Raw genomic sequence first — 21,547 nt, 5'->3', positions numbered from 1 at the left:
CAGTTTTCAAAGATCAATTTGTTTCTTTCGTTGTCGTTTTCAGCGACCCAACTAATATACCATGTTGTTTCGTTTGATGTCAACAACTAATTTGAAATGTTTTATTTAGTGTTACCTGCTTGTTTTAGCGGCAACGTTATTTATAATACACGAAGTGCGAAATGATGTCAATCACTTTTTTTCATGCGTTTGTTGTTGTTTTCTTAACAACGTTCTCTACTTTATCAGTAAAGAATGATATGGTCAATAGTATTTTTCAAATTAATTAAATCAATATGACATAGCTTGCTTAGAGAGACACATTATTATTAGTAGATATTCAAGTCTAATTAATCCCCTTTAATGAAGCTTCTTTTTTAACGGAGATTATGAAGAACTATGTTTAAGGTTAAACAAACGTTTAATTAACCTTTTAACTAACAAAATGAATTTCCTCGCCTCACTCTACTTAAGCAACAGAAAAGTACCCTCTCACTTCGGTTACGAAACTTGATCTCACCTTAATAATGGAACAAACCGAAGAGTATCACTACATAACAAAAAGCAGCCGATTTCTCGACTGCTCCAAAACGAACTATGCTAAAAACACGAAATATGCGATAAATACAAAGAACAAACCATACATGATTGGATGAATATTTTTCCCCTCACCTTTTACGACCATAGTGATCGGGTACATTACAAATCCTAACGCAATCCCTGTTGCAATACTGTATGTTAATGGCATTGCAACAATTGTTAAGAATGCTGGAACCGCAATCTCAAATCGTTTCCACTCAATGTTACCGAGTACGCTCACCATCAGGACACCGACTATAATCAAGACTGGTGCTGTAACTGAAGGTGTGACCACTGCTAGTAACGGAGAGAAGAATAGTGCTAACAAGAAAAATCCTGCTGTTACAACAGATGTAAAACCAGTTCGACCACCTGCCGCTACTCCTGATGAAGATTCAATGTAGGCTGTAGTTGTTGACGTACCAAGTACAGCCCCAAGAACAGTTGCAGATGAATCAGCAAACAATGCTTTCCCTGCTCTTGGAAGTTTGTTGTCTTTCATTATGCCTGCCTGCGTCGCAACAGCTATTAAAGTACCCGCTGTGTCGAAGAAATCGACGAATAAGAACGTGAGAACCACGACAAGCATGTCAATTGTAAACAAATCACCAAGATGACCTAAAGCAACGCCGAAAGTTGGTTCAAGAGTTGGTACGCTACCCACAATCCCGCTTGGAATCGGCACCTGGTTAAAGATCATACCTACGATGGCTGTAATCACCATTCCGTAGAAAATACCGCCCGTTACGTTACGAACCATTAAGATAACAGTAATAATTAATCCGAAGACTGCAAGTAACGTCGGACCGGCGAGAAGATTACCTAGTTGAACAAGTGTAGAATCATTGTTTTGAACAATTCCTGCGCTTTGAAGACCGATAAATGCTATAAAAAGTCCAATCCCGCTCGCTGCCGCGTATTTTAATTCCATCGGAATCGCGTTGATGATCATTTCTCTAACTTTAAAAATGGTAATAATAATAAAGATAATTCCTGAAACAAGTACCCCTGCAAGTGCTGTTTCCCACGGTACGCCCATAACGGTGACAACAGAATAGGTGAAGAACGCATTCAATCCCATTCCTAGCGCCAGAGCGATTGGATATCCCGCTAGAACACCCATAATTAAAGTACCGAGCGCAGCAGCAAGTGCTGTGGCAGTAAAGACAGCTCCTTGATCCATTCCTGCATCGGCCAAAACAGCCGGATTCACAAATAGAATGTAAGCCATTGATAAGAACGTCGTTAATCCAGCAATAGTTTCTTTTCTATATGTTGTATTATGCTCATGAAAACGAAAAAAACGATCCATTTCTTTAAGTCCCCCTTATTCCCCTTCATCCATCTTTCTAACGGTTAGTAACCATTCTTTATTCTTGATTCATTTAGGTTAACTATTCATAAAAAGAAAAAAGCTCCGGGTTCTCTACCCGGAGCGGACTAATAGGAAAAGAGAAGGTTCTCCACGAGTCGCTACATGAGCAAGACGTTTCAATACTTTCTCTATTTCCTTCGTAGTCAGGTTATTTACGGTAACCTGGTAGAGACTTTCGGGCCTTATTCCCGATGTTATACGATGGATGGTCGTTCTATTTATTTACTTTTGTAGTGTATCAGCTTTCTCACAAGCCGTCAATACAAAACACGAACATTTTATCTATTTATTTATATTTCGTTCGTGTTTACTCCCACTCAATTGTAGCGGGCGGCTTAGAAGTAATGTCATACACAACGCGGTTAACGTGATCCACTTCGTTAACAATTCTTGTAGAGATAACTTCAAGGACTTCAAATGGGATACGCGCCCAGTCAGATGTCATGCCATCGATTGATGTTACAGCACGAACACCAATTGTGTAGTCATACGTTCTCGCATCACCCATAACACCAACACTACGGAAATCAGGAAGCGCGGTGAAATATTGCCAGATATCACGATCAAGCCCTGCTTTTTTAATTTCGTCACGAAGAATCGCGTCAGATTCACGTACAACTTTTAACTTTTCTTCTGTCACTTCTCCGATCACACGGATACCAAGACCCGGCCCCGGGAACGGCTGTCTCCATACAATTTCGTCTGGAAGACCAAGCTCTGTACCTACTTTACGAACTTCATCTTTGAAAAGCATATTTAAGGGCTCAATCAAATCGAGCTTCATATCTTCAGGCAGACCGCCTACGTTGTGGTGGGACTTGATGGTTTGAGCAGTCGCTGTTCCACTCTCAACGATATCTGTGTAAAGTGTTCCTTGTGCTAAGAAGGACATGTCTTCAAGCTTTTCAGACTCTTCCTCAAAAACATAGATAAACTCGTTACCAATGATTTTTCGTTTCTTCTCTGGATCAGTTACACCTTTAAGCTTTGTAAGAAAACGATCAGCAGCGTCAATTTTGATCAAATTCATATCGAAGCCTTCACCAAATGTTTTCATTACGCTGTCTGCTTCGCCTTTGCGAAGAAGACCATGATCGACAAACATACATGTTAGCTGGTCACCGATGGCTCTATGAATGAGGGCGGCAACTACAGAAGAGTCAACTCCACCACTAAGGGCGCATAGAACTTTTTTATGCCCAACGGCTTCACGGATTTCATTAATTTGCTCATCGATGAAGTTTTCCATTGACCAGTTACCATCACACTCACACACTTTATAAACAAAGTTTTTCAATAGTTCATTGCCGTGCTCAGTGTGACGAACTTCCGGGTGGAACTGAACGCCATATAGGTGGCGAGAAGCATCGCTCATTGCCGCAACTGGACAAGATGGGTTTGTTGCGGCCACTTCAAATCCTTCAGGTGGAGCTTTAACAAGATCACCGTGACTCATCCATACAGATTGTTCTTCTGGTAGACCATCATATAATGGGGATTTGTCCTTGATTGTCAGCATCGCCTTACCATACTCACGGTGTTTCGCCGCTTCTACACTTCCGCCAAAGTGATGTGTCATTAGCTGCATGCCGTAACAGATGCCAAGAACCGGAATGCCAAGCTCGAAAATTTCTTCATCGCAGCGCGGCGCGTCTTCACCATATACGCTGTTCGGACCACCTGAGAAGATAATTCCCTTTGGATTAATTTTCTTTACTTCTTCAGCAGTAATCGTGTTCGGGTGCAATTCACTAAACACACCAAGGTCACGAATACGTCTAGCAATTAGTTGATTGTACTGTCCACCGAAATCGAGGACAATAATGGATTCCTGTTCTTCTAACATCTAATTCCCTCACTTCTATTTAGTCTCTAGTAGCATTGCCGAAATCGAATCGAAAAACAGGGGATTAACAAGCTTTTCGATCTCTTTCATCCAAGGTCATATAAAAAAAGCCAGAACCCTGCCATGGTACAAAGGCAGAATCCTGGCTTATACTAGGAGTATCTGCCTTCATAGTCAGATCATTTACGGTGATCCGGTAGAGACTTCTGGGCCTTATTCCCAGGGATATACGAAGGTTACAACTTGTTGTTCAAACTATGGATTCATTCTATCAACCGTCTATACAGCGGTCAAGATTGCATCTTTTTAATTAAATTTTCCCATAATTCCTTCATTTCATTCCAACCATCACTGTTCGCTTTTCCACGATAGTAATTTTCTTCGTAGCGACGTGTTAATTCCTTCATATCCTCTGTTTGAAGCTTGCTGTCAACTTGAACAGCATATTCCCGCAAAGTCTGATTTTCCCCTCGCTTAATGCCATGTAAGTCTAACAACCATAGCAGTCGAAAATACGCTTCAGATAGCACCTTTCCGTCATCTCGTTTCTTATACCTTGAAATAACCAATCGCTTCAACCATTTCTTATAATTCTTAAATACGACGTATCCAAGTAACAACAGAATAAGCACAAGCACAACGGTATACCACACTGTCCATTCAAACGATACAGATGATGAACCTGATGATGCCTGTTCCTCTGGTGTTTGTTCCTGCTGCTGCGCCTGCTCTTCTTCAGTTTGTGCAGGATCAGGTGCTTCAGAATTTGTCGCTTCATCATCACTATAATCGCTAACAAAATCAGCCTGGTTAGTGAAGCCTCGAGTTGGTTCAAAAGGAACCCACCCCACTTCCGGGAAGTATGCCTCAACCCACGAGTGTGCGTTGTTATTTGTTACTTCATACTCTCGATAGTCTCCAGCAGCTGCCACAAATTCTCCCTCGGTAAATCCTTTGACCCATCTTGCTGGAATCCCGAGACTTCTTAAAAGAACGGTCATCGAACTAGAGAAATTATCGCAATAACCTAGCTGCGTTTCAAAAAGAAATTGATCGACATAATCATCATTATCCCCAGGAACGGCAACGTCCATTGTTTCATATACAAAACCATTCCCTACGAAGTAATTTTCGATCGCTCTCGCCTTATCATAAGGATTTTCTTCTTCTACCGTAATTTCTTCAGCAAGATCACCGACTCTCTCAGGAAGGGACTCCGGTAATTGAAGGTACGTATTTGCCAACCGATCTGGATAGTTAACAGGTGCTTCTCGTAACATCTTTTCAGAAAAGGTAGGTGATTCGTAATCTAGCTTATAATTATCTAGCACAATAGACTCACCAAGATTTTGTGTAAACACTTTTCCAGTCAGAGGATTTTCCAGTAGTTGAACTTCTGCGCCCGTTTCGATGTTTGTTACTTGTCCTGGATGGACAATAAAATCAAATTCCTCATTCCCAGTCATATTCATCTTCATATCAAAGGCTTCTAACTCAACACCATCTTCAAATAATGTTTCTGTGCTACCTTCAAAAATAACTCGATCTTGTACGGAAGATTCCCAACCTTTTCCGGTATACACATCTTTCGTTTCAACACGCCAGTACCCTCTATCTTGAATTTGTGCAGTAAAGATCGGAGTATCGTCCATGACGAAGGGGCCGCCAAGTTGTGAGTCATCTTCTCCGTATCCAATCTTACTAATTCCGTTTCCATTTCTTCCTTCTCCGTCACCATCTCCAGTCGTTTTCTTCAGGAAAGGTACCGGATCCGGCCATTGCGGCTCAGCCTTCGGAGCGATATAACCGAATATAGAAGAAAAAGCAATAACAACAACTAGTGGCATAAGCCAATAGACTGGGAAGCGACCCTTTGAAAAAATAACTCCCTCTTGTTCTTGAATTCGCAGAATTTGAAGAAGACCTAGTAATACAAAACCAATGATCACAATACGAATAATCGCATTATCCGCTTGATAAGTTGTAAAGGTATCAATAACCGAAATGTAAACGATCGTCACTAATAGAAATAAGAAAATCCGTCTTGTTTGAATTAACCAGTATTGCATTAAATAACTTATAAGCCAGAGCAATATGAAAAACAAGAAGGTTCGAAATACATTTGACAAACGATCAAAACTACCATCAAATAGAAAACCGACGTTCTGTGAAAAGTCTGATAGAAAGTAATCTACCCACAGAAATTCAAAGAACGGTCCCGGAAAAAACATGGCATGTAGAGCATATACTAACGCCACTCCTTTAATCGGGAAAGATAGCCAAAAAGGTAGCTGAAAATAAGATAGCAAAAATAAAAATGCCGTAAACAGAATAAAAATTTCTGTTTGACCTGTATCTGAAATGATCGAAAGAGGTCGTAGCCATTCCCAGAACAGAAGAAAACCCAATCCATAGAGGAGAAGCGCGTAAAGCCAATCTGTTTTTTCATTACCTTGTTGCACGCTTCCCACCCCCTTTTATTTCCTCATTAAACGAATCTCCCGCAATCACGTGTGCTTTAACACCGTATAGAGTAAGCTGATTAAGCTCAGCCTGTTGCGCTAACGTAATGTGCTCAGTGACATAAAAGAATTCCACTTGAACCTTTCGTGCAACAAGCTCTTTTAACGTAGAAGTGAATGCCCCATCAAGCGAAGGACTAATGATCATAACACCTGTTCCAGCAGGGAAATGATGAGCCTCTCTTTTAACAACTGTATCAAACGTTGTCATCCCATTAGCTTGAACTCGTGCGAGATGATGAAATACTCTCCTTCGTTGTGCTCTTCCACCATTAATATTCAGAACAGAATGATCTTTTCCCGAGGAAACAAGGCCGATCATCGCATTCTGCTTTAAAGCAGCGTTTGTCACGGAAGCAGCTAGTCTTACACCCTTCTCGAATATAGGCGAATCTACACGACCATAGTGATCGGTCTCTCGATCGAGGAAGACCATATAATCCTGGCTAATTTGTTGTTCAAATTGCTTGGTTAATAGTTTCGAACCACGCGCGGTTGCTTTCCAATCAATCCATGACAATTTATCTCCTGGTACATAATCTCGAACACTAACCGCCGTAGAATAATCTAAATCTGCTTTACGTGGAGAAGGTCTCGTCCCAGAGAGCTGCTGATTATAGGGAGACCACGATATTTCTTGATATTGCGGTAGAACATAAACCGCTTGATCGTTCTCTATCATATTCTCATGTTGGACGAATCCAAAGAGGTCCCCCGTTCGACAGCGTAGTTTCTTAAAATGGTATTCTCCTCTCGGAATTGGCTTGATTGTATACCGATAAGTTAACTCTTTTTTGAACATGGGAAGAAGCAAGGCAAGTGAACGTTTTTGATACCTTGAGGAGGCTTCTCTAGCAAACGGAGCTAACCGATCAGGAAGCATATCTTCAACAACTAAATAAAAAAGAGGAAAGTGACTTTTCCGCTCTATCTGGATCGTAACAGTTAACTCCTGTCCATCTGTTAATTCTGTATGACTGATCAATCGCGTCATCTTGATTGCGCTCAAGGGATAGAAAATAAGAAGGATAGAATAGATAACGAAAGGTAAAAAACTATAGAACAAGAACCAGCTCACAAAACCTCCCTGAAACATCGCATACGAAAAAGTAATCAGGAAAAGCAGTGCTAAAAAGAAAAACTTTAACACTCTGTTATTCGCTAGCTTCTCTCTCATTTCACTTTCTCTTCCTTTTGAAGAGGAACTCTTACACGATGAAGAATCTCCTTAATAATCTCCTCAGGCTTCTGTCCTTCAAACGCAGCCTCTGATTTAAGAATGATGCGATGGGATAATACAAAAGGAGCTAAGAATTTCACATCGTCAGGTAGTACATAATCGCGATTGCGCATGAACGCATACGCCTGACACGCTTTCATTAGTGAGAGTGACCCGCGTGGACTAGCTCCAAGATAAATCGATGAGTTATTTCTCGTTCTACTCACGATATCGATAATGTATTGTTTAACAGACCCTTCAACAAACACAGCTTTCACCTTTTTCTGTATCTCAAGAAGGTCTTCCAGCTCAAGGGCCGTCCCAATCGAGTCAATTGGATGCGCGTGTTCCGTACGATTCAATACTTCAAGTTCTTCTTCAGGAGATGGATAGCCCATACGTAACTTCAATAAAAAGCGATCAAGCTGAGCTTCCGGCAGAGGATACGTTCCCTCGTATTCAATCGGATTCTGTGTCGCCATAACAAAAAACGGCTGTGGAAGAATGTGCGTTTCTCCATCAACCGTTACATTCCCCTCTTCCATTCCTTCTAGAAGGGCCGATTGTGTTTTAGGTGACGTTCTGTTAATTTCATCTGCCAAAATAATATTGCCTAATAACGGTCCTTTACGAAATTCGAATTTCATCTCACGTTGATTAAAAATGGATACACCTGTTAAATCAGACGGAAGTAAGTCTGGTGTGAATTGAATTCGATTAAACTTTGCACCTACTGATTTTGCAAGAGCACGAACCATCATCGTTTTACCAACACCCGGTACATCCTCCAGAAGGACATGACTTCCAGCAAGCAGCGCAACCAGGCTTAATTCTGTTACATCTCGCTTACCAACCATCACCTTCTCAATATTTTCAATCACTTGTTTGACAGCCGGGTGGTACGCATCAAATTGGTACGATGAACTCATAGCTGATTCCTCCAATAGTCATTCTCAAAATTTTTATTTTAAAAACAGGCCTCTTTACCTATCAATTTTCCAACAAATTAGCAAGAGTAAATGTCTGAATACTCATAACCTTATTGTAACAAAAAATACTTTAGGCACGTTAATAAGAAGCGAGTTTTCCTATAATTTCATTATTGATCCAAATAAAGATATGACTAGCTACATCGCAAATCGTTTCATACTGGATGAAAAAGGGAATACAATTTACAGACGAAAACACCAAAAGAATCCTGAATCTTCAAACCATTATAATGAGGTGAGTACATAAGATTACGCTATGCCTCTCGTCCCACTCGTCTAAAACGAAAAGGAGGAAATTAAATGGTAGGTAATCGCGGTGTCGTTTATACAGGTGCAGGTCGTGTAGAAGTTCAGGATATTAGCTTTCCGGATTTAGTTCTTCGTGAGGGGCCAGGCGTTCCCAAGAGTAATGCCGGCCGTAAATGTGAACATGGAGTAATCTTGAAGAATATCGTGACGAATATATGCGGGAGCGATCAGCATATGGTGCGCGGTCGCACGACCGCTCCTTCTGGTTTAGTTCTCGGCCATGAAATTACCGGAGAAGTGATTGAGGTTGGACGAGATGTTGAATTCATTAAAAAAGGAGATATTGTCTCTGTTCCATTCAATGTTGCTTGCGGTCGATGCAAAATGTGTAAGCGTCAGGACACCCATATTTGTCAAAACGTAAACCCTGAACGTCCGGGCGCAGCTTACGGATACGTTGATATGGGCGGCTGGGTTGGTGGCCAGTCCGAATATGTGATGGTTCCTTATGCAGACTTTCAATTACTAGCCTTTCCCGATAAAGAGAAAGCGATGGAGAAAATCCTCGACTTAACGATGCTATCGGATATTTTTCCTACCGGCTACCACGGAGCGATTAGTGCAGGAGTAACGACAGGGTCCACTGTGTATGTCGCTGGAGCAGGACCAGTTGGACTCGCTGCAGCCCATTCTGCTCAGTTGCTTGGTGCTGCGGTTGTCATTGTTGGAGATTTAAAAGAAGAACGTCTCGCTCAAGCAAGGAGTTTCGGGTGTGAAACAATTAATCTAAAAGAACACAACGATCCCGGCGAACAAATCGAACAAATACTCGGTATACCTGAAGTGGATTGTGCGATCGATGCAGTTGGTTTCGAAGCTTATGGTCATGGAACAGATAACGAAGAGCAGCCGGCAATTGTGCTAAATACGATGATGGATGTTGTAGAAGCTGGAGGAAAGATGGGGATTCCAGGGTTATATGTAACAGAGGACCCTGGAGCAGATGACAAAGATGCCAAGCAAGGCTCGCTTAAAGTAAGATTTGGACTTGGCTGGTCAAAAGCCCACCATTTTGTTACAGGACAAACACCTGTCATGCAGTATCACCGTCAATTAATGATGGCGATTTTAAATGGAAAAGCGGATATCGCGAAAGCTGTAAATGCAACCGTTATCAGTCTCGATGAAGCACCTCAAGGGTATAATGAGTTTGATAGTGGTGTATCAAAAAAGTTTGTCATTGATCCACATGGGATGTTAAGAAGGTAAATCAAAAAGAAGCCAATCCTAATCGCTAGGATTGACTTCTTTTTTTAAGTTATATACTACTAATACGAGACCAATAAATCCGGAAGGTGGTTTAAATGTCAGTTATTCTTAGACGAATTTATGGAGAAGATTACCCGCTTGAAGGGAAGCGTATTCTAATTGACCGCGTATGGCCGAGAGGCATTTCAAAAGAAAAAGCCAACTTAAATGAATGGATGAAGGACATCGCACCAAGTTCTTCGTTACGAAAATGGTTTGATCATGATCCTGATAAGTTTGAAGACTTTAAGAAAGCATATCAAGAAGAAATCAATGGAAGTAAGACGGCACAGACGAAATTACAAGAACTAAAGAAAATGGCTACAAATGAAAGACTCGTTCTCTTATTTGGCGCCAAGGACATGGAGCATAATCATGCGGTAGTGTTAAAAGAAATGATTGAAGGTTGAACAAGGATTTTCACTTATTCCATTAAAAAAAGAGAGGATCTAATCCTCTCTTCCTTCATTCTATTCCATTATACTAGCTCACGATCCCAATGACGATGCGTTGCAATAGCTTCACTGAACTCTTTCGCGAATGTATTCATATCTTTACCAGTGACTACTCCTGGTTGACCTACTAAGTCGTTATTCTCTAGCCACTTCATACCTTCATGCGTTCCACCGATCGGTTTAAAGTGTGAGAATGCTTCATTGATAAAGTAATTAGCGGATTGATAGAATCCTTTGCTTTCCTGATTTCCACCAACCGCATAAATAGCATCAAATAAAACGGATTCGCTTGTAAGGAACGTATGATCAATTTCAGCCTCGGCTCCGTCAGTGGCTTTTTTTACACCACGCTTGTCACTAATGAGCTCAGGCTTAATGCCTTTTTCTTTAAGCTCATTAAGCACTTGTATGAGTTCTTCTCCATTAAATCCATCGTCTACAATGACACCTACTTTTCTAGTATCCGCAGTAAACGTTGTATTTAGTTGACTAAGCGCAGGTGATGTCTTCGTTATATTTGATCCACCTTTTGTAGGTTCTTTAGCTCCAACATTCTGAGCAACGGTTTGAGCAAGGTCAAGATTGATATTCGAAAGCATATCGACCACTTGTTGCTGAACTGACTTACTCTTAAGCTTGCCGAGCTCAAAGCTAAAGGCATTCTTAATATGTTCTTTCTCCACATCACTCATGCTGTTATAGAAAAGAACCGCTTGAGAGAAATGGTCTTTAAAACTTTCACTGCGTGCGCGAACCTTATGACCTTCTACTTTCTCCTGATAATGAACGTAGCCACCCTCTTCTTCTGTAGCCGGTTCTGGCTGATTATCAGCAAGAGAATTTTTGTGATAGCTTACCTGGCCTTTGTTAATTGTTTGGCGCATAAAGCCATCACGCTGATTATTAAAGAACGGGCAAACAGGTCGATTAATCGGTAATTCATGATAATTCGCACTTCCAAAACGGTTGATTTGTGTATCTGTATAAGAGAACAAGCGCCCTTGAAGTAGCGGGTCATTGGAAAAGTCGATGCCTTTTACGACATTACCAGGATGGAAAGCAACCTGTTCGTTTTCAGCAAATACGTTCTCAACATTTCGGTTTAATGTCATTTTCCCAACGATTTTGACAGGGATATCTTCTTCAGGCCAAATCTTAGTTGGATCAAGAACGTCAAAGTCAAAGTTGAATTCATCTTCTTCTTTGATAATTTGCACGCCTAGTTCCCACTCAGGGTAGTCACCATTTTCAATAGACTCATATAAGTCGCCGCGGTGGAAATCAGCATCTTTACCTGAGATTTTTTGCGCTTCATCCCACACGAGTGAGTGTACGCCCAACTTTGGTTTCCAGTGAAACTTAATAAACCGCGCTTCTCCTTTTGCATTCACAAACCGGAATGTATGAACACCAAAACCTTCCATCATACGTAGGCTTCGAGGGATCGCTCTGTCTGACATTGCCCATAGCGCCATATGTGCTGATTCTTGATTGTTAGCAATAAAGTGCCAGAATGTATCATGGGCAGAGGCAGCTTGCGGCATACCGTTATGAGGTTCAGGTTTGACCGCATGAATTAAGTCAGGGAATTTAATAGCATCCTGAATGAAAAAGACTGGCATGTTATTCCCAACTAAATCGTAGTTCCCTTCATCTGTATAGAAACGCGTTGAGAATCCTCTCACATCTCGAACCGTTTCAGAAGAACCTTTTGAACCTGCCACCGTTGAAAACCGAACAAATACTGGCGTTTTTCTGGAAGGATCTTTTAAGAATTCTGCATCCGTATACTCTTCCAATGAATCATATACTTCAAATTCACCGTGAGCGGAAAATCCTCTTGCGTGTACGACACGTTCAGGTATACGCTCATGGTCGAAATGCGTCATTTTTTCTCTGAAATGAAAGTCTTCCATCAAAGTTGGACCGCGTTCACCAGCTTTAAGAGAAAATTCATCTTCCGAAACTTTTAGACCCTGGTTTGTCGTCATTTTCCCTTTATCATTTGTGCTATATTGTTCTAACTGTTCTTTTTTCTTATTGTCCTCGCTCACAGTAATACCTCCCGCTAATATATGTAAAATCGTATATATAGTGGTTCCCTCAATAAAATAAGATCAAACCTTATATTTAGATAATTAGGTATTCGTTACTGCGCTCCCCTTTATTAATCTCAATGATTTATGAACCCATAATCGCATTAATCTACATTTCTCAATTCATGATATTTCACATAGACGAAGCAAGCATACAGCACAACTAGAAACGCACCGCCTGACATGATATGTTGAATGCCAATACCTGCTGAGAGAAGAAGGGAAGTCATCGCATAGCTAACAGGAATAAGCCCCATTGAAGCTAAAGACAGCAAACCCATTACTCGCCCTAGCACTTTCTCTTGGATCAATGACTGAATTGCAGAAAATAAAGGGATGTTACTTCCAGAAAGACACGCCCCAAAAATAACGAGCATGACAATACTTACCCATAGCTCCGTCGAGAAACTCAGACCTATAAAAGCACAACCAGAAATGATTAACGCAAGCAAAGCTACTTTTCCTCGTCCTTTCGTTAGATTAAGAATACCGATTACTACTGCCCCAATTAACATTCCAATCGCCGCCCCGGCTTCCATTAAACTGAAAGCAAATGCATCTCCATTTAAGACTGTTTTCACAAAAAGAGGTAGCCCCATGGAAAGTGGTCCAACGAGAAATAGATTCATAAAGACCGTTGTTAGTACAACTACCACCAGAATCCTAGATTCTTTCACATAGAGAAGACCTTCTTTAAAAGTTTCAAAAAAAGTTTGGTCTTGATGATTCTGTTCTGCTTCTTGTTTTGGGATTTTCATCAAATAAATCAATACGCTTCCAAGAAAAAGCATTAGCGCTGTTACAGCGAAGACGATTTCATAGCTTCCAAAAGCAATAAGTAATCCTGCGAGCATAGGTGCAATAATAAACGATGCCTGATTAGTCATTCGAATAATTGAATTGCCTCGAGTCAGATTTTCTTTTCGAATAATCGATGGGATCACAGCGCTCTCTGCTGCCCAGAAAAAAGCATCTAAAATTCCAAAGAAGAAGGCAACTCCAACAAATGTCCAAAGAGTGATATCTCCAAATATAAACCAGAGTACTAAACCACTAAGAAGGACCCCTCTTGAAAAATCAGATAAGAACATGATCTTCGTCTTACTCATGCGATCCGCTACCGTGCCACTTATCACCATAAATACTAGTCTTGGAATACTTGAAGCAATGTAAATGAGTCCGAGTGAAGCTTCAAGATTTAAAACATTCACCACGTACCAGCTCTCAGCAAAAAGAAAGAAGGAAATGCCAAAGCTTGATAAAAACGCTGCCGCCCATAAAAGAAGGAAATTTTTATTTTTAAATATGGAGTCAATCTTGTCTGATTTTACATCCGGCATTCTTTCCATAACATTTTCTTTCATCGCCATTACTAACACCCCTGCTGTTTTGATACTTTAAGTGTAGCGAATCATAGAAATCTAGACGATGACCCTCAGTTTGATAAGTACTCCGTCTTAAGACTGATTTAGAAAATATTGTCTATTCACAAACAAAAAAAACATTCCAAAGGCTCATCACCTAGAGAATGCTTTCAATTGCAATACGGAGCTACCGGCCGAAAGGGGTAGGATGAATGACATCATGCCGTTAATATCACGTGATTGAGATAAGACCCTACCTCTATATCTGACCTTACATACTGTAAGCTTTCTTACCACGAACTTTCGTTATAAATCATCACAAATCGTCAACCAGTATATACGTCGCTTTCACCGGCCCGTGCACACCGACAATTAAATTCATTTCAATATCGGCACTGTTACTTGGTCCAGTCACAAAGCTTACACAGGAGGAAACAGGATTTCCTTTCTTTTCTTCTTCATGAATCAATTGACTCGCTTGCGTCATTCGAGGTACGAGCGTACTCTTTGGAACAATGGCAATGAACGTTTCCGGAAGCAAGCTAATCGAACGACCGTTATAGCGATCGTTAAACAGCGTGACGGTTCCGGATTCGGCCAGTGTAATATCACTGAACACAATCCCTGCTCCCGCCTGTTCTGCAAAAGTAACATTTTCTCGTCCTTTGTTCTCATCCCAAAGGTGAATATCATAGCCTTCAGATTGAAGTTCTGCGTACACGGTACTCAAGTGAGTTGCATCATTCCTCGCCCCTGCTGCACCAACAACTTTGGTTACACTATAGTCGTTAAGTACTGTCCGTAACGTTTCTCCAAGAGTTTCTAAGGTCGTACTCGTAAAAGAAGTATGAATGACTTTACACTGTTCTTCCAATTTCCCGACTAGCTCATCTTGCGTTGCACCTTGAAAAACACGCTCCTGCGGATGAACAGAATAAACAGGCGATTCCACTTTCGTTCTCCGCGTTCGACCCAGTTGCTCAGCGACGTTGTCCAAAAACGCTTCCCGGTTATGAATAGCCATTAATGATCACTCCTCTGCTCTCGTTGTCGATACCAATCCCGGAAACGCTCCTTCGATGGCGCAGGGAAATCGCGTTGTTCCGTCCAGCCTTTCATCGGACCTGGACCTTTTTCGATATATTCGTCTTTTGTCCAGGGCTTTAGCGTCGTTCTAGCCATTTTCGTCGACAATTTATAGGCCGCTGGTGTGGAGGCCCATTTAGCGAAACCCATCATCATCATTTTCTCTGCTTTGGTCGTCATTTTTTCGCGTTCTACGATGATTTCTCGGTGTCTGATTAAATGCTCATGAAGAGGAATTTTAACAGGGCATGCTTCGGTACATGCAGCACATAAGGTCGAAGCATACGGGAGATCTTTGTGATCCTCGTATCCATCCAGCAGAGGGGTTAATACAGCTCCAATCGGTCCTGGATAAATCGATCCATACGAATGCCCACCAACATGACGATAAACCGGACACGCGTTAATACACGCAGCACAGCGAATACAATGAAGAGCCGATTGAAACTCAGTTCCTAGTATTTTCGAACGCCCATTGTCTACAATGACAAGATGAAAATCTTCCGGGCCATCTACTTCATCTTCGAGGCGCGTTCCAGTTAATGCTGTAATATAGCTCGTAAGTTTTTGACCAACAGCTGCACGAGTCAACAAACTAACAACGACTTCTAAGTCCTCCCAAGTTGGCACTATTCGCTCCATGCCCATGACTGAGATTTGGGTGTCAGGTAGAGACGTGACCATCCTCGCATTTCCTTCATTCGTAACAAGCGTAATTGCTCCAGATTCCGCAACCGCAAAGTTGCATCCCGTAACCCCAATATCTGCTTCTAGAAAGTCCTGACGCAATTGCTCTCGTGCAAATGCGGCTAGCTCAACGGGATCATCCGAACCGGTATATCCCTTCTTCTTCATAAACGTTTCGCGAATTTGCTCTTTGTTTTTATGAAGCGCTGGCGTCACAATATGAGATGGTGGGTCTTCATCCAATTGTAAAATCCACTCACCAAGGTCCGATTCGACAACTTCACACCCGCTCTTTTCTAGCGCTTCATTCAAACCAATTTCTTCTGTCACCATTGATTTTGATTTAACTACTTTTTTTGCTTGTTTTTTCTTCGCAATCTCCTGAATATACTCGTTCGCTTCTTCCGCAGTCTTAGCAAAAAAGACGGTCCCACCTCGGTTTTCCACCTGCTCACTCAATTGACGCAAATAATAATCCAGATTTTCCATCGTATGAGAACGAATCTCTTCACCAAGGGTTCTCCAATCTTCCCAATCACCAAGTTCTTCTGCTGCTTTTAATCGCCCCGAACGGAAGCGACCTTGAGCTCCAGAAACAGCTTTTCTCATAAAGGAATTACTAAGACCATCTTGGATACGATCACCATAAGATTTTTGACCAATTTTAATACTCATTTTATCCCTCCTTATTGAGCGTTCAGTACTTGTGCAATATGAAGAAACTTTACTTCCTGTCCGTTTCTACGCAAACGACCACCCATGTTCATCAAGCACCCCATGTCTCCACCAATTAAATAATCCGCTTGCGTCTCTCCAATATGCTCCGCTTTCTCTTGCACCATCTCTCCAGATATCAAAGAATTTTTGACAGCGAATGTACCTCCAAATCCACAACAATCCTCTTTCAGTGGCAGATCAATAAGATTTAGTCCTTCTACATTTTCCAATAAAATTCTCGGAGCATCCTTCACACCCAATAAACGAGTCATATGACAAGAAGGATGATATGTTGCCGTTCCAGTAAACGTTGAACCAACGTCTTTTACATTTAGCACTTCAACTATAAATTGTGTTAACTCATATGTTTTGCCTGCCAACTTACGTGCTCTTTCAGCCCACTCCGGTTCATCAGCTAACACTTTCGGATATTCTTTAATCATATGGACGCATGAACCTGAAGGTCCAACGACATATTCAGATTGTTCAAATGCCTTGATCATTTGTTTCAACCCTTTAATCGACTCGCTTTTGTATCCGCTGTTATAAGCTGGTTGTCCACAGCACGTCTGTCCAGCTGGAAAGTCCACTTCACATCCAAAGCGCTCTAACAATTCCACCGTATCCTTCCCTACATCAGGCGTGAACGTGTCACATAAACAAGTAATAAATAACGAAACCTTCATAATAATACCTCCTATTTTAAACATAAGGTCATCTGATGACTATGATAAATAAAAAAGGAAACTGCTAATATCAGATCCCTTATTTTATAAAGTGGGCTAGTGAATCTTCCACATTGTTAAGATGTGCTAACATCGCCTCTCGTGCTTTTTCCTCATTACGAGATTCAATCGCATCTAATATTCTTTCATGTTCCTGTAACAAACGTTCTGTGCCTTCCGGCGTATGCAGTAATTTTCGCGTTTCTCGCATCGCTTGTATCATAATTTCAGAAACACTATTCATTAAGTTAATCAGCATTTGGTTGTGACTCGCATTAACCAGAGCCATATGAAACGCTAAGTCTGCCTGATCACCAATCTCCCCACTACCTTTTGCCTCTTCCATCTTCCTAAGGGCGTCCTTCATAGGAGACAAATCTTCTTCTTGATGTGAGGAAGCTGCTGATCCCGCTGCGCCGACCTCTAGAATCTTCCGCACTTCCAATAATTCTTTTAGATCTTCTGATTTCATCAAAAATGCTACGGATACTGGAAGCGAAAAACGCGAAGCATCAAAGGACTTCACATACGTCCCTTCCCCCTGTCGCATTTCAAGAATTCCCATTGCTCGAAGCGCACTTAAAGATTCTCGTATAGCAGACCTTCCAACATTGAAGTTCTTTGCCAACACTTCTACGCTATCGAGTTTATCTCCTGACTTTAAGCTGCCACTTTTTAACGATTCGAGTAGAGAATCTGCAACTTGTTCATAGATCTTTTTCGATCGAATCGGTTTATATTCCACCATTCTTCCTCCAACTTCCCATCATATGTTACTTCTATTTTACTCTAAATCTTACAAATGGAAAAGTTATCGGGTCATTATAACAGTACCGTCGTGAATAAGGCTGCTAATCCCACCAATAATCCGTATAGCAGAGCTGGTAATAGCGTTTTTCGAATGATGTCCCCTTCTTTTCCAGAAAGACCAACGACTGTCCCTGCCGCTACCACATTATGAACACAAATCATATTGCCTGCAGCAGCGCCAATCACCTGTAGCGATAAAATTGTATCCTTCGCAAGAGCCGTTTCCTCCGCAATGCTATATTGGATAGGGGAAAAGGTTAGCGTTGACACTGTTGCACTTCCGGTAATAAAGGCTCCTAATTCACCAAGAAACGGTGCCGCAAGCACCCACATGGAACCAAATCCACTCGCAAGGGTTTGCGCTATGTATTGAGGCATGCTAATCAAATCATTCGTATTCATGCCTGAGTTCGTAAAAACCTGTACTAAAGCTAAGGTAGCGAATAACGCTAAAGCGGCATCTTTCATCGATACAATCGATTCCTTTGCAGCAGCCGAAAAATGACGGAAAGATTTTCGTTGAATGACCACTGCAATAATCGTTGCCAAAATTAATACGGAACCTGGTGAATACAAGACTTGCCACTTGGACGTTATACCCTCGATCCCGATAATATTCGTCCAGGATAAATCCACCCAACTTAATGTAAAGTTCTTTATGGAAGGTACAATTCGCGTCATTAACAATAGACCTACAATAATCAAGTAAGGAGACCACGCTGATGCTAATCCCATATTAGATCCTTTTTCTTCAATAACAAAATCCTCTTGAAGGGCATCCTGCCACGAAGTCTTTGGAAGCAAAAAACCTTTCTTTGCAGTGATCGTAGCGACAACTAAGCCAGTAAGAGAAGCTAAAATCGCAACAAACTCATGACCGAACAAAACCGCATAGATATATGCAGATGACGTATAAGTAAGTCCAATCAATAATGTCCATGGCAGCATCTCAACGCCATCCTTCAAACCTTTCTTCTTTCCAAAAAAGACAATTAGAACGACAACTAATATAAACGGAATAAACGTACCAGCAAATAAATCAAAAAAAGCAACTTGCACCCCTATATCTTGATAAAAAGACAAACCCGCATCTGGTAGATTACTAAGTCCAACTTGAATCGGCGTACCGACAGCGCCATAAGAGACGGATGAGCTATCTGCGATAAGAGCAATTGCTGCAGCTGCCAACGGTGTAAAACCTAACGCTACAAGCAGTGGTCCCGTCAATGCCGCTGGAGTACCAAACCCTGCAGCCCCTTCAATTAAAGCCCCAAATAAAAAAGCGACAATGACAATTTGGACCCGCATGTCCGTTGAAATATTCCGAAACCCTTGATTAATGCGATTCACAGCGCCCGTTCGACGAAGAGTATTTAATAACGCGATCGCCCCGAACAAAATAAATAAAATCGTGAGCGCCTTATGCGATCCTTCTAAAACAGAAGCTAAAATGACGTCTCCCTCTACTCCCCATACTAAAAAAGATAAGATGATCACAATGATTGCGCTGAAGAACATTCCCTTTTTAGCCGGCATCCGAAGGAGCACCAGAAAGAGAAATGGGGCTAAAATGGCACTTAAAGCTACAAGTAGTAACATCAACATCCCTCCGTTTTAATAGCTTCATTTTTGTTAGCGTTTTCAGTCAAAATCATAAAACAACAAGTCATCAGATGACCTGTTGTTTTATTTTATACCGATAGACTTGCTGTTACAAGTATTTTTTGTAATATAGACAGAATAGGATGTGATTTATCTATTCTCAAGTTTTAATACAAAAAAAGCTTCCCCCAGTCATAAAACTGGAGGAAGCTTTCCATTCACTCAGGTATTCTGAGCAGATGGGAGCATGAATTACATCATGCCGCCCATACCGCCCATTCCACCCATGCCGCCCATATCAGGCATGCCACCGCCGCCTGCATTTTCTTCAGGCTTATCTGCGATTACTGCTTCTGTAGTAAGAATCATAGCAGATACGGATGCTGCATTTTGTAGAGCAGAACGAGTTACTTTTGTAGGGTCAACGATACCAGCGTCAACCATGTTTACCCACTCACCAGTAAGAGCGTTAAAGCCAATACCGATTTTCTCGCCTTTAAGGCGCTCAACCACAACAGATCCTTCAAGACCAGCGTTGTGAGAGATCTGACGGATTGGCTCTTCTAGTGCACGAAGAACAATCTTAACGCCAGTTGCTTCATCTCCAGAAGCTTCTACAGCTTGAACAGCCTTAACGACGTTCACTAGCGCTGTACCACCACCGGATACGATTCCTTCTTCAACCGCTGCGCGAGTTGAGTTAAGAGCATCTTCAATGCGAAGTTTACGCTCTTTCAATTCAGTTTCAGTTGCCGCACCAACTTTGATGACAGCTACGCCGCCAGCAAGCTTAGCAAGACGTTCCTGAAGCTTTTCTTTATCGAACTCAGAAGTTGTTTCTTCTAGCTGAGCTTTGATTTGGTTTACGCGACCAGCAATTTTATCAGTTTCGCCAGAGCCTTCAACGATTGTTGTATTTTCTTTCGTTACTACAACTTTAGAAGCGCGACCAAGCTGAGTCATGTTCGCTTGTTTAAGATCAAGACCAAGATCTTCTGTAATCACTTCAGCGCCAGTAAGTGTACCGATATCTTCAAGCATTGCTTTACGACGGTCACCGAAGCCAGGAGCTTTAACTGCTACTGCGTTAAATGTTCCACGAAGCTTGTTCACAACGAGTGTTGCAAGTGCTTCACCTTCAACGTCTTCAGCAATCATAAGAAGTGGTTTACCTTGTTGAACCACTTGCTCAAGCACTGGAAGAACATCTTGGATGCTTGCAATTTTCTTATCAGTGATAAGGATATAAGGATCTTCTAGAACAGCTTCCATTTTGTCGGAGTCTGTAACCATGTAAGGAGATGCATATCCACGATCGAACTGCATACCTTCTACTACTTCTAGCTCAGTAGCAAATCCTTTTGATTCTTCAACAGTGATAACGCCGTCGTTACCAACGCGCTCCATTGCTTCAGCGATCAATTGACCTACTTCTTCGTCAGCAGCAGAGATTGACGCAACTTGTGCGATTGACTCTTTGCCTTCGATTGGCTTAGAAATGTTTTTAAGTTCTTCAACAGCAGCTCTAGTTGCTTTCTCAATTCCTTTACGGATAACCATTGGGTTCGCACCAGATGCTACGTTTTTAAGACCTTCACGTACCATAGCTTGCGCAAGAACGGTTGCAGTTGTTGTACCGTCACCGGCAACGTCATTTGTTTTGCTAGCTACTTCAGCGACAAGCTTTGCACCCATGTTTTCGAATGCATCTTCAAGCTCGATTTCTTTCGCGATCGTTACACCATCATTTGTGATAAGTGGAGATCCGAATTTCTTCTCGAGGACAACGTTACGTCCTTTTGGTCCGAGTGTAACTTTAACTGCGTTCGCAAGAGAATCAACACCGCGAAGCATTGCGCGACGGGCTTCTTCACTGAACTTAATATCTTTTGCCATTTGTTACCCTCCTAAATGTATGTAGTACTTTTTATTTTTGTTT

General features: G+C 41.6%; 15 protein-coding genes and 2 riboswitches. Of the genes, 2 read left to right on the top strand and 13 right to left on the bottom strand.

Annotation, left to right across the window (positions count from 1 at the left end; genetic code table 11):
* Nucleotides 1–574: 574 nt before the first annotated feature.
* The 5 genes from ACIFPW_RS08805 to ACIFPW_RS08785 all read right to left on the bottom strand — a co-directional run bounded on the left by ACIFPW_RS08805 (nucleotide 575) and on the right by ACIFPW_RS08785 (nucleotide 8,449).
* Complete coding sequence (locus tag ACIFPW_RS08805; RefSeq protein ID WP_430243560.1) at nucleotides 575–1,870, bottom strand: NCS2 family permease; 1,296 nt, start codon at nucleotides 1,868–1,870, stop codon at nucleotides 575–577.
* Between the two features lie 183 nt (nucleotides 1,871–2,053).
* Nucleotides 2,054–2,155: riboswitch (purine riboswitch) on the bottom strand.
* Between the two features lie 85 nt (nucleotides 2,156–2,240).
* Entirely contained in the window at nucleotides 2,241–3,779 is a 1,539-nt protein-coding gene (gene guaA / locus ACIFPW_RS08800) for a glutamine-hydrolyzing GMP synthase (protein ID WP_283153160.1), read from the bottom strand.
* Between the two features lie 151 nt (nucleotides 3,780–3,930).
* A riboswitch (purine riboswitch) is annotated at nucleotides 3,931–4,032 on the bottom strand.
* Nucleotides 4,033–4,069: 37 nt separating this feature from the next.
* Nucleotides 4,070–6,241 (bottom strand): transglutaminase TgpA family protein, encoded by a 2,172-nt coding sequence (locus ACIFPW_RS08795; protein WP_430243559.1) that lies wholly within the window; start codon nucleotides 6,239–6,241, stop codon nucleotides 4,070–4,072.
* Nucleotides 6,228–7,478, bottom strand: a complete 1,251-nt coding sequence (locus tag ACIFPW_RS08790; protein WP_430243558.1) for a DUF58 domain-containing protein — start codon at nucleotides 7,476–7,478, stop codon at nucleotides 6,228–6,230. Before ACIFPW_RS08790 ends, ACIFPW_RS08795 begins: the two co-directional genes overlap by 14 nt.
* On the bottom strand, nucleotides 7,475–8,449 hold the full coding sequence (locus ACIFPW_RS08785) for an AAA family ATPase (protein ID WP_430243556.1): 975 nt from the start codon (nucleotides 8,447–8,449) through the stop codon (nucleotides 7,475–7,477). Before ACIFPW_RS08785 ends, ACIFPW_RS08790 begins: the two co-directional genes overlap by 4 nt.
* A 360-nt stretch (nucleotides 8,450–8,809) precedes the next feature.
* On the opposite strand from ACIFPW_RS08785, the gene fdhA reads away from it, so the two are divergent.
* Both fdhA and ACIFPW_RS08775 read left to right on the top strand, forming a co-directional pair.
* Entirely contained in the window at nucleotides 8,810–10,027 is a 1,218-nt protein-coding gene (fdhA, locus tag ACIFPW_RS08780; RefSeq protein ID WP_430243554.1) for a formaldehyde dehydrogenase, glutathione-independent, read from the top strand.
* Nucleotides 10,028–10,122: 95 nt separating this feature from the next.
* Nucleotides 10,123–10,476 carry a DUF488 domain-containing protein gene (locus tag ACIFPW_RS08775; protein WP_430243552.1) on the top strand — a complete coding sequence of 118 codons (354 nt, stop codon included), beginning with the start codon at nucleotides 10,123–10,125 and terminating at the stop codon, nucleotides 10,474–10,476.
* A gap of 68 nt (nucleotides 10,477–10,544) precedes the next feature.
* Here the strand turns inward: ACIFPW_RS08775 and ACIFPW_RS08770 are convergent, their stop codons facing one another.
* The 8 genes from ACIFPW_RS08770 to groL all read right to left on the bottom strand — a co-directional run bounded on the left by ACIFPW_RS08770 (nucleotide 10,545) and on the right by groL (nucleotide 21,504).
* A complete protein-coding gene (locus ACIFPW_RS08770) occupies nucleotides 10,545–12,575 on the bottom strand; it encodes a catalase (protein WP_430243550.1) in 2,031 nt (676 codons plus the stop codon).
* A gap of 146 nt (nucleotides 12,576–12,721) precedes the next feature.
* Complete coding sequence (locus ACIFPW_RS08765; RefSeq protein ID WP_430243549.1) at nucleotides 12,722–13,987, bottom strand: MFS transporter; 1,266 nt, start codon at nucleotides 13,985–13,987, stop codon at nucleotides 12,722–12,724.
* A gap of 310 nt (nucleotides 13,988–14,297) precedes the next feature.
* Nucleotides 14,298–15,005, bottom strand: a complete 708-nt coding sequence (locus ACIFPW_RS08760) for a LutC/YkgG family protein (protein ID WP_430243547.1) — start codon at nucleotides 15,003–15,005, stop codon at nucleotides 14,298–14,300.
* Nucleotides 15,005–16,429, bottom strand: a complete 1,425-nt coding sequence (locus ACIFPW_RS08755; RefSeq protein WP_430243545.1) for a LutB/LldF family L-lactate oxidation iron-sulfur protein — start codon at nucleotides 16,427–16,429, stop codon at nucleotides 15,005–15,007. Before ACIFPW_RS08755 ends, ACIFPW_RS08760 begins: the two co-directional genes overlap by 1 nt.
* Before the next feature lie 11 nt (nucleotides 16,430–16,440).
* Nucleotides 16,441–17,157, bottom strand: coding sequence for a (Fe-S)-binding protein (locus tag ACIFPW_RS08750; RefSeq protein WP_430243543.1), 717 nt, complete (start codon nucleotides 17,155–17,157; stop codon nucleotides 16,441–16,443).
* Nucleotides 17,158–17,236: 79 nt separating this feature from the next.
* Nucleotides 17,237–17,941 carry a FadR/GntR family transcriptional regulator gene (locus ACIFPW_RS08745; protein WP_242057451.1) on the bottom strand — a complete coding sequence of 235 codons (705 nt, stop codon included), beginning with the start codon at nucleotides 17,939–17,941 and terminating at the stop codon, nucleotides 17,237–17,239.
* A gap of 77 nt (nucleotides 17,942–18,018) precedes the next feature.
* Nucleotides 18,019–19,605 carry an L-lactate permease gene (locus tag ACIFPW_RS08740; protein WP_194222477.1) on the bottom strand — a complete coding sequence of 529 codons (1,587 nt, stop codon included), beginning with the start codon at nucleotides 19,603–19,605 and terminating at the stop codon, nucleotides 18,019–18,021.
* A 255-nt stretch (nucleotides 19,606–19,860) separates the two neighbouring features.
* Complete coding sequence (groL, locus tag ACIFPW_RS08735; protein ID WP_194222478.1) at nucleotides 19,861–21,504, bottom strand: chaperonin GroEL; 1,644 nt, start codon at nucleotides 21,502–21,504, stop codon at nucleotides 19,861–19,863.
* Nucleotides 21,505–21,547: the final 43 nt, after the last annotated feature.

This window comes from Pseudalkalibacillus sp. NRS-1564 (assembly GCF_050467905.1).
Taxonomy (GTDB): Bacteria; Bacillota; Bacilli; order Bacillales; family Guptibacillaceae; genus Guptibacillus; species Guptibacillus hwajinpoensis_B.
The sequence above is the reverse complement of the archived record's forward strand: the minus strand, read 5'-3'. Positions and strand labels throughout refer to the sequence as shown.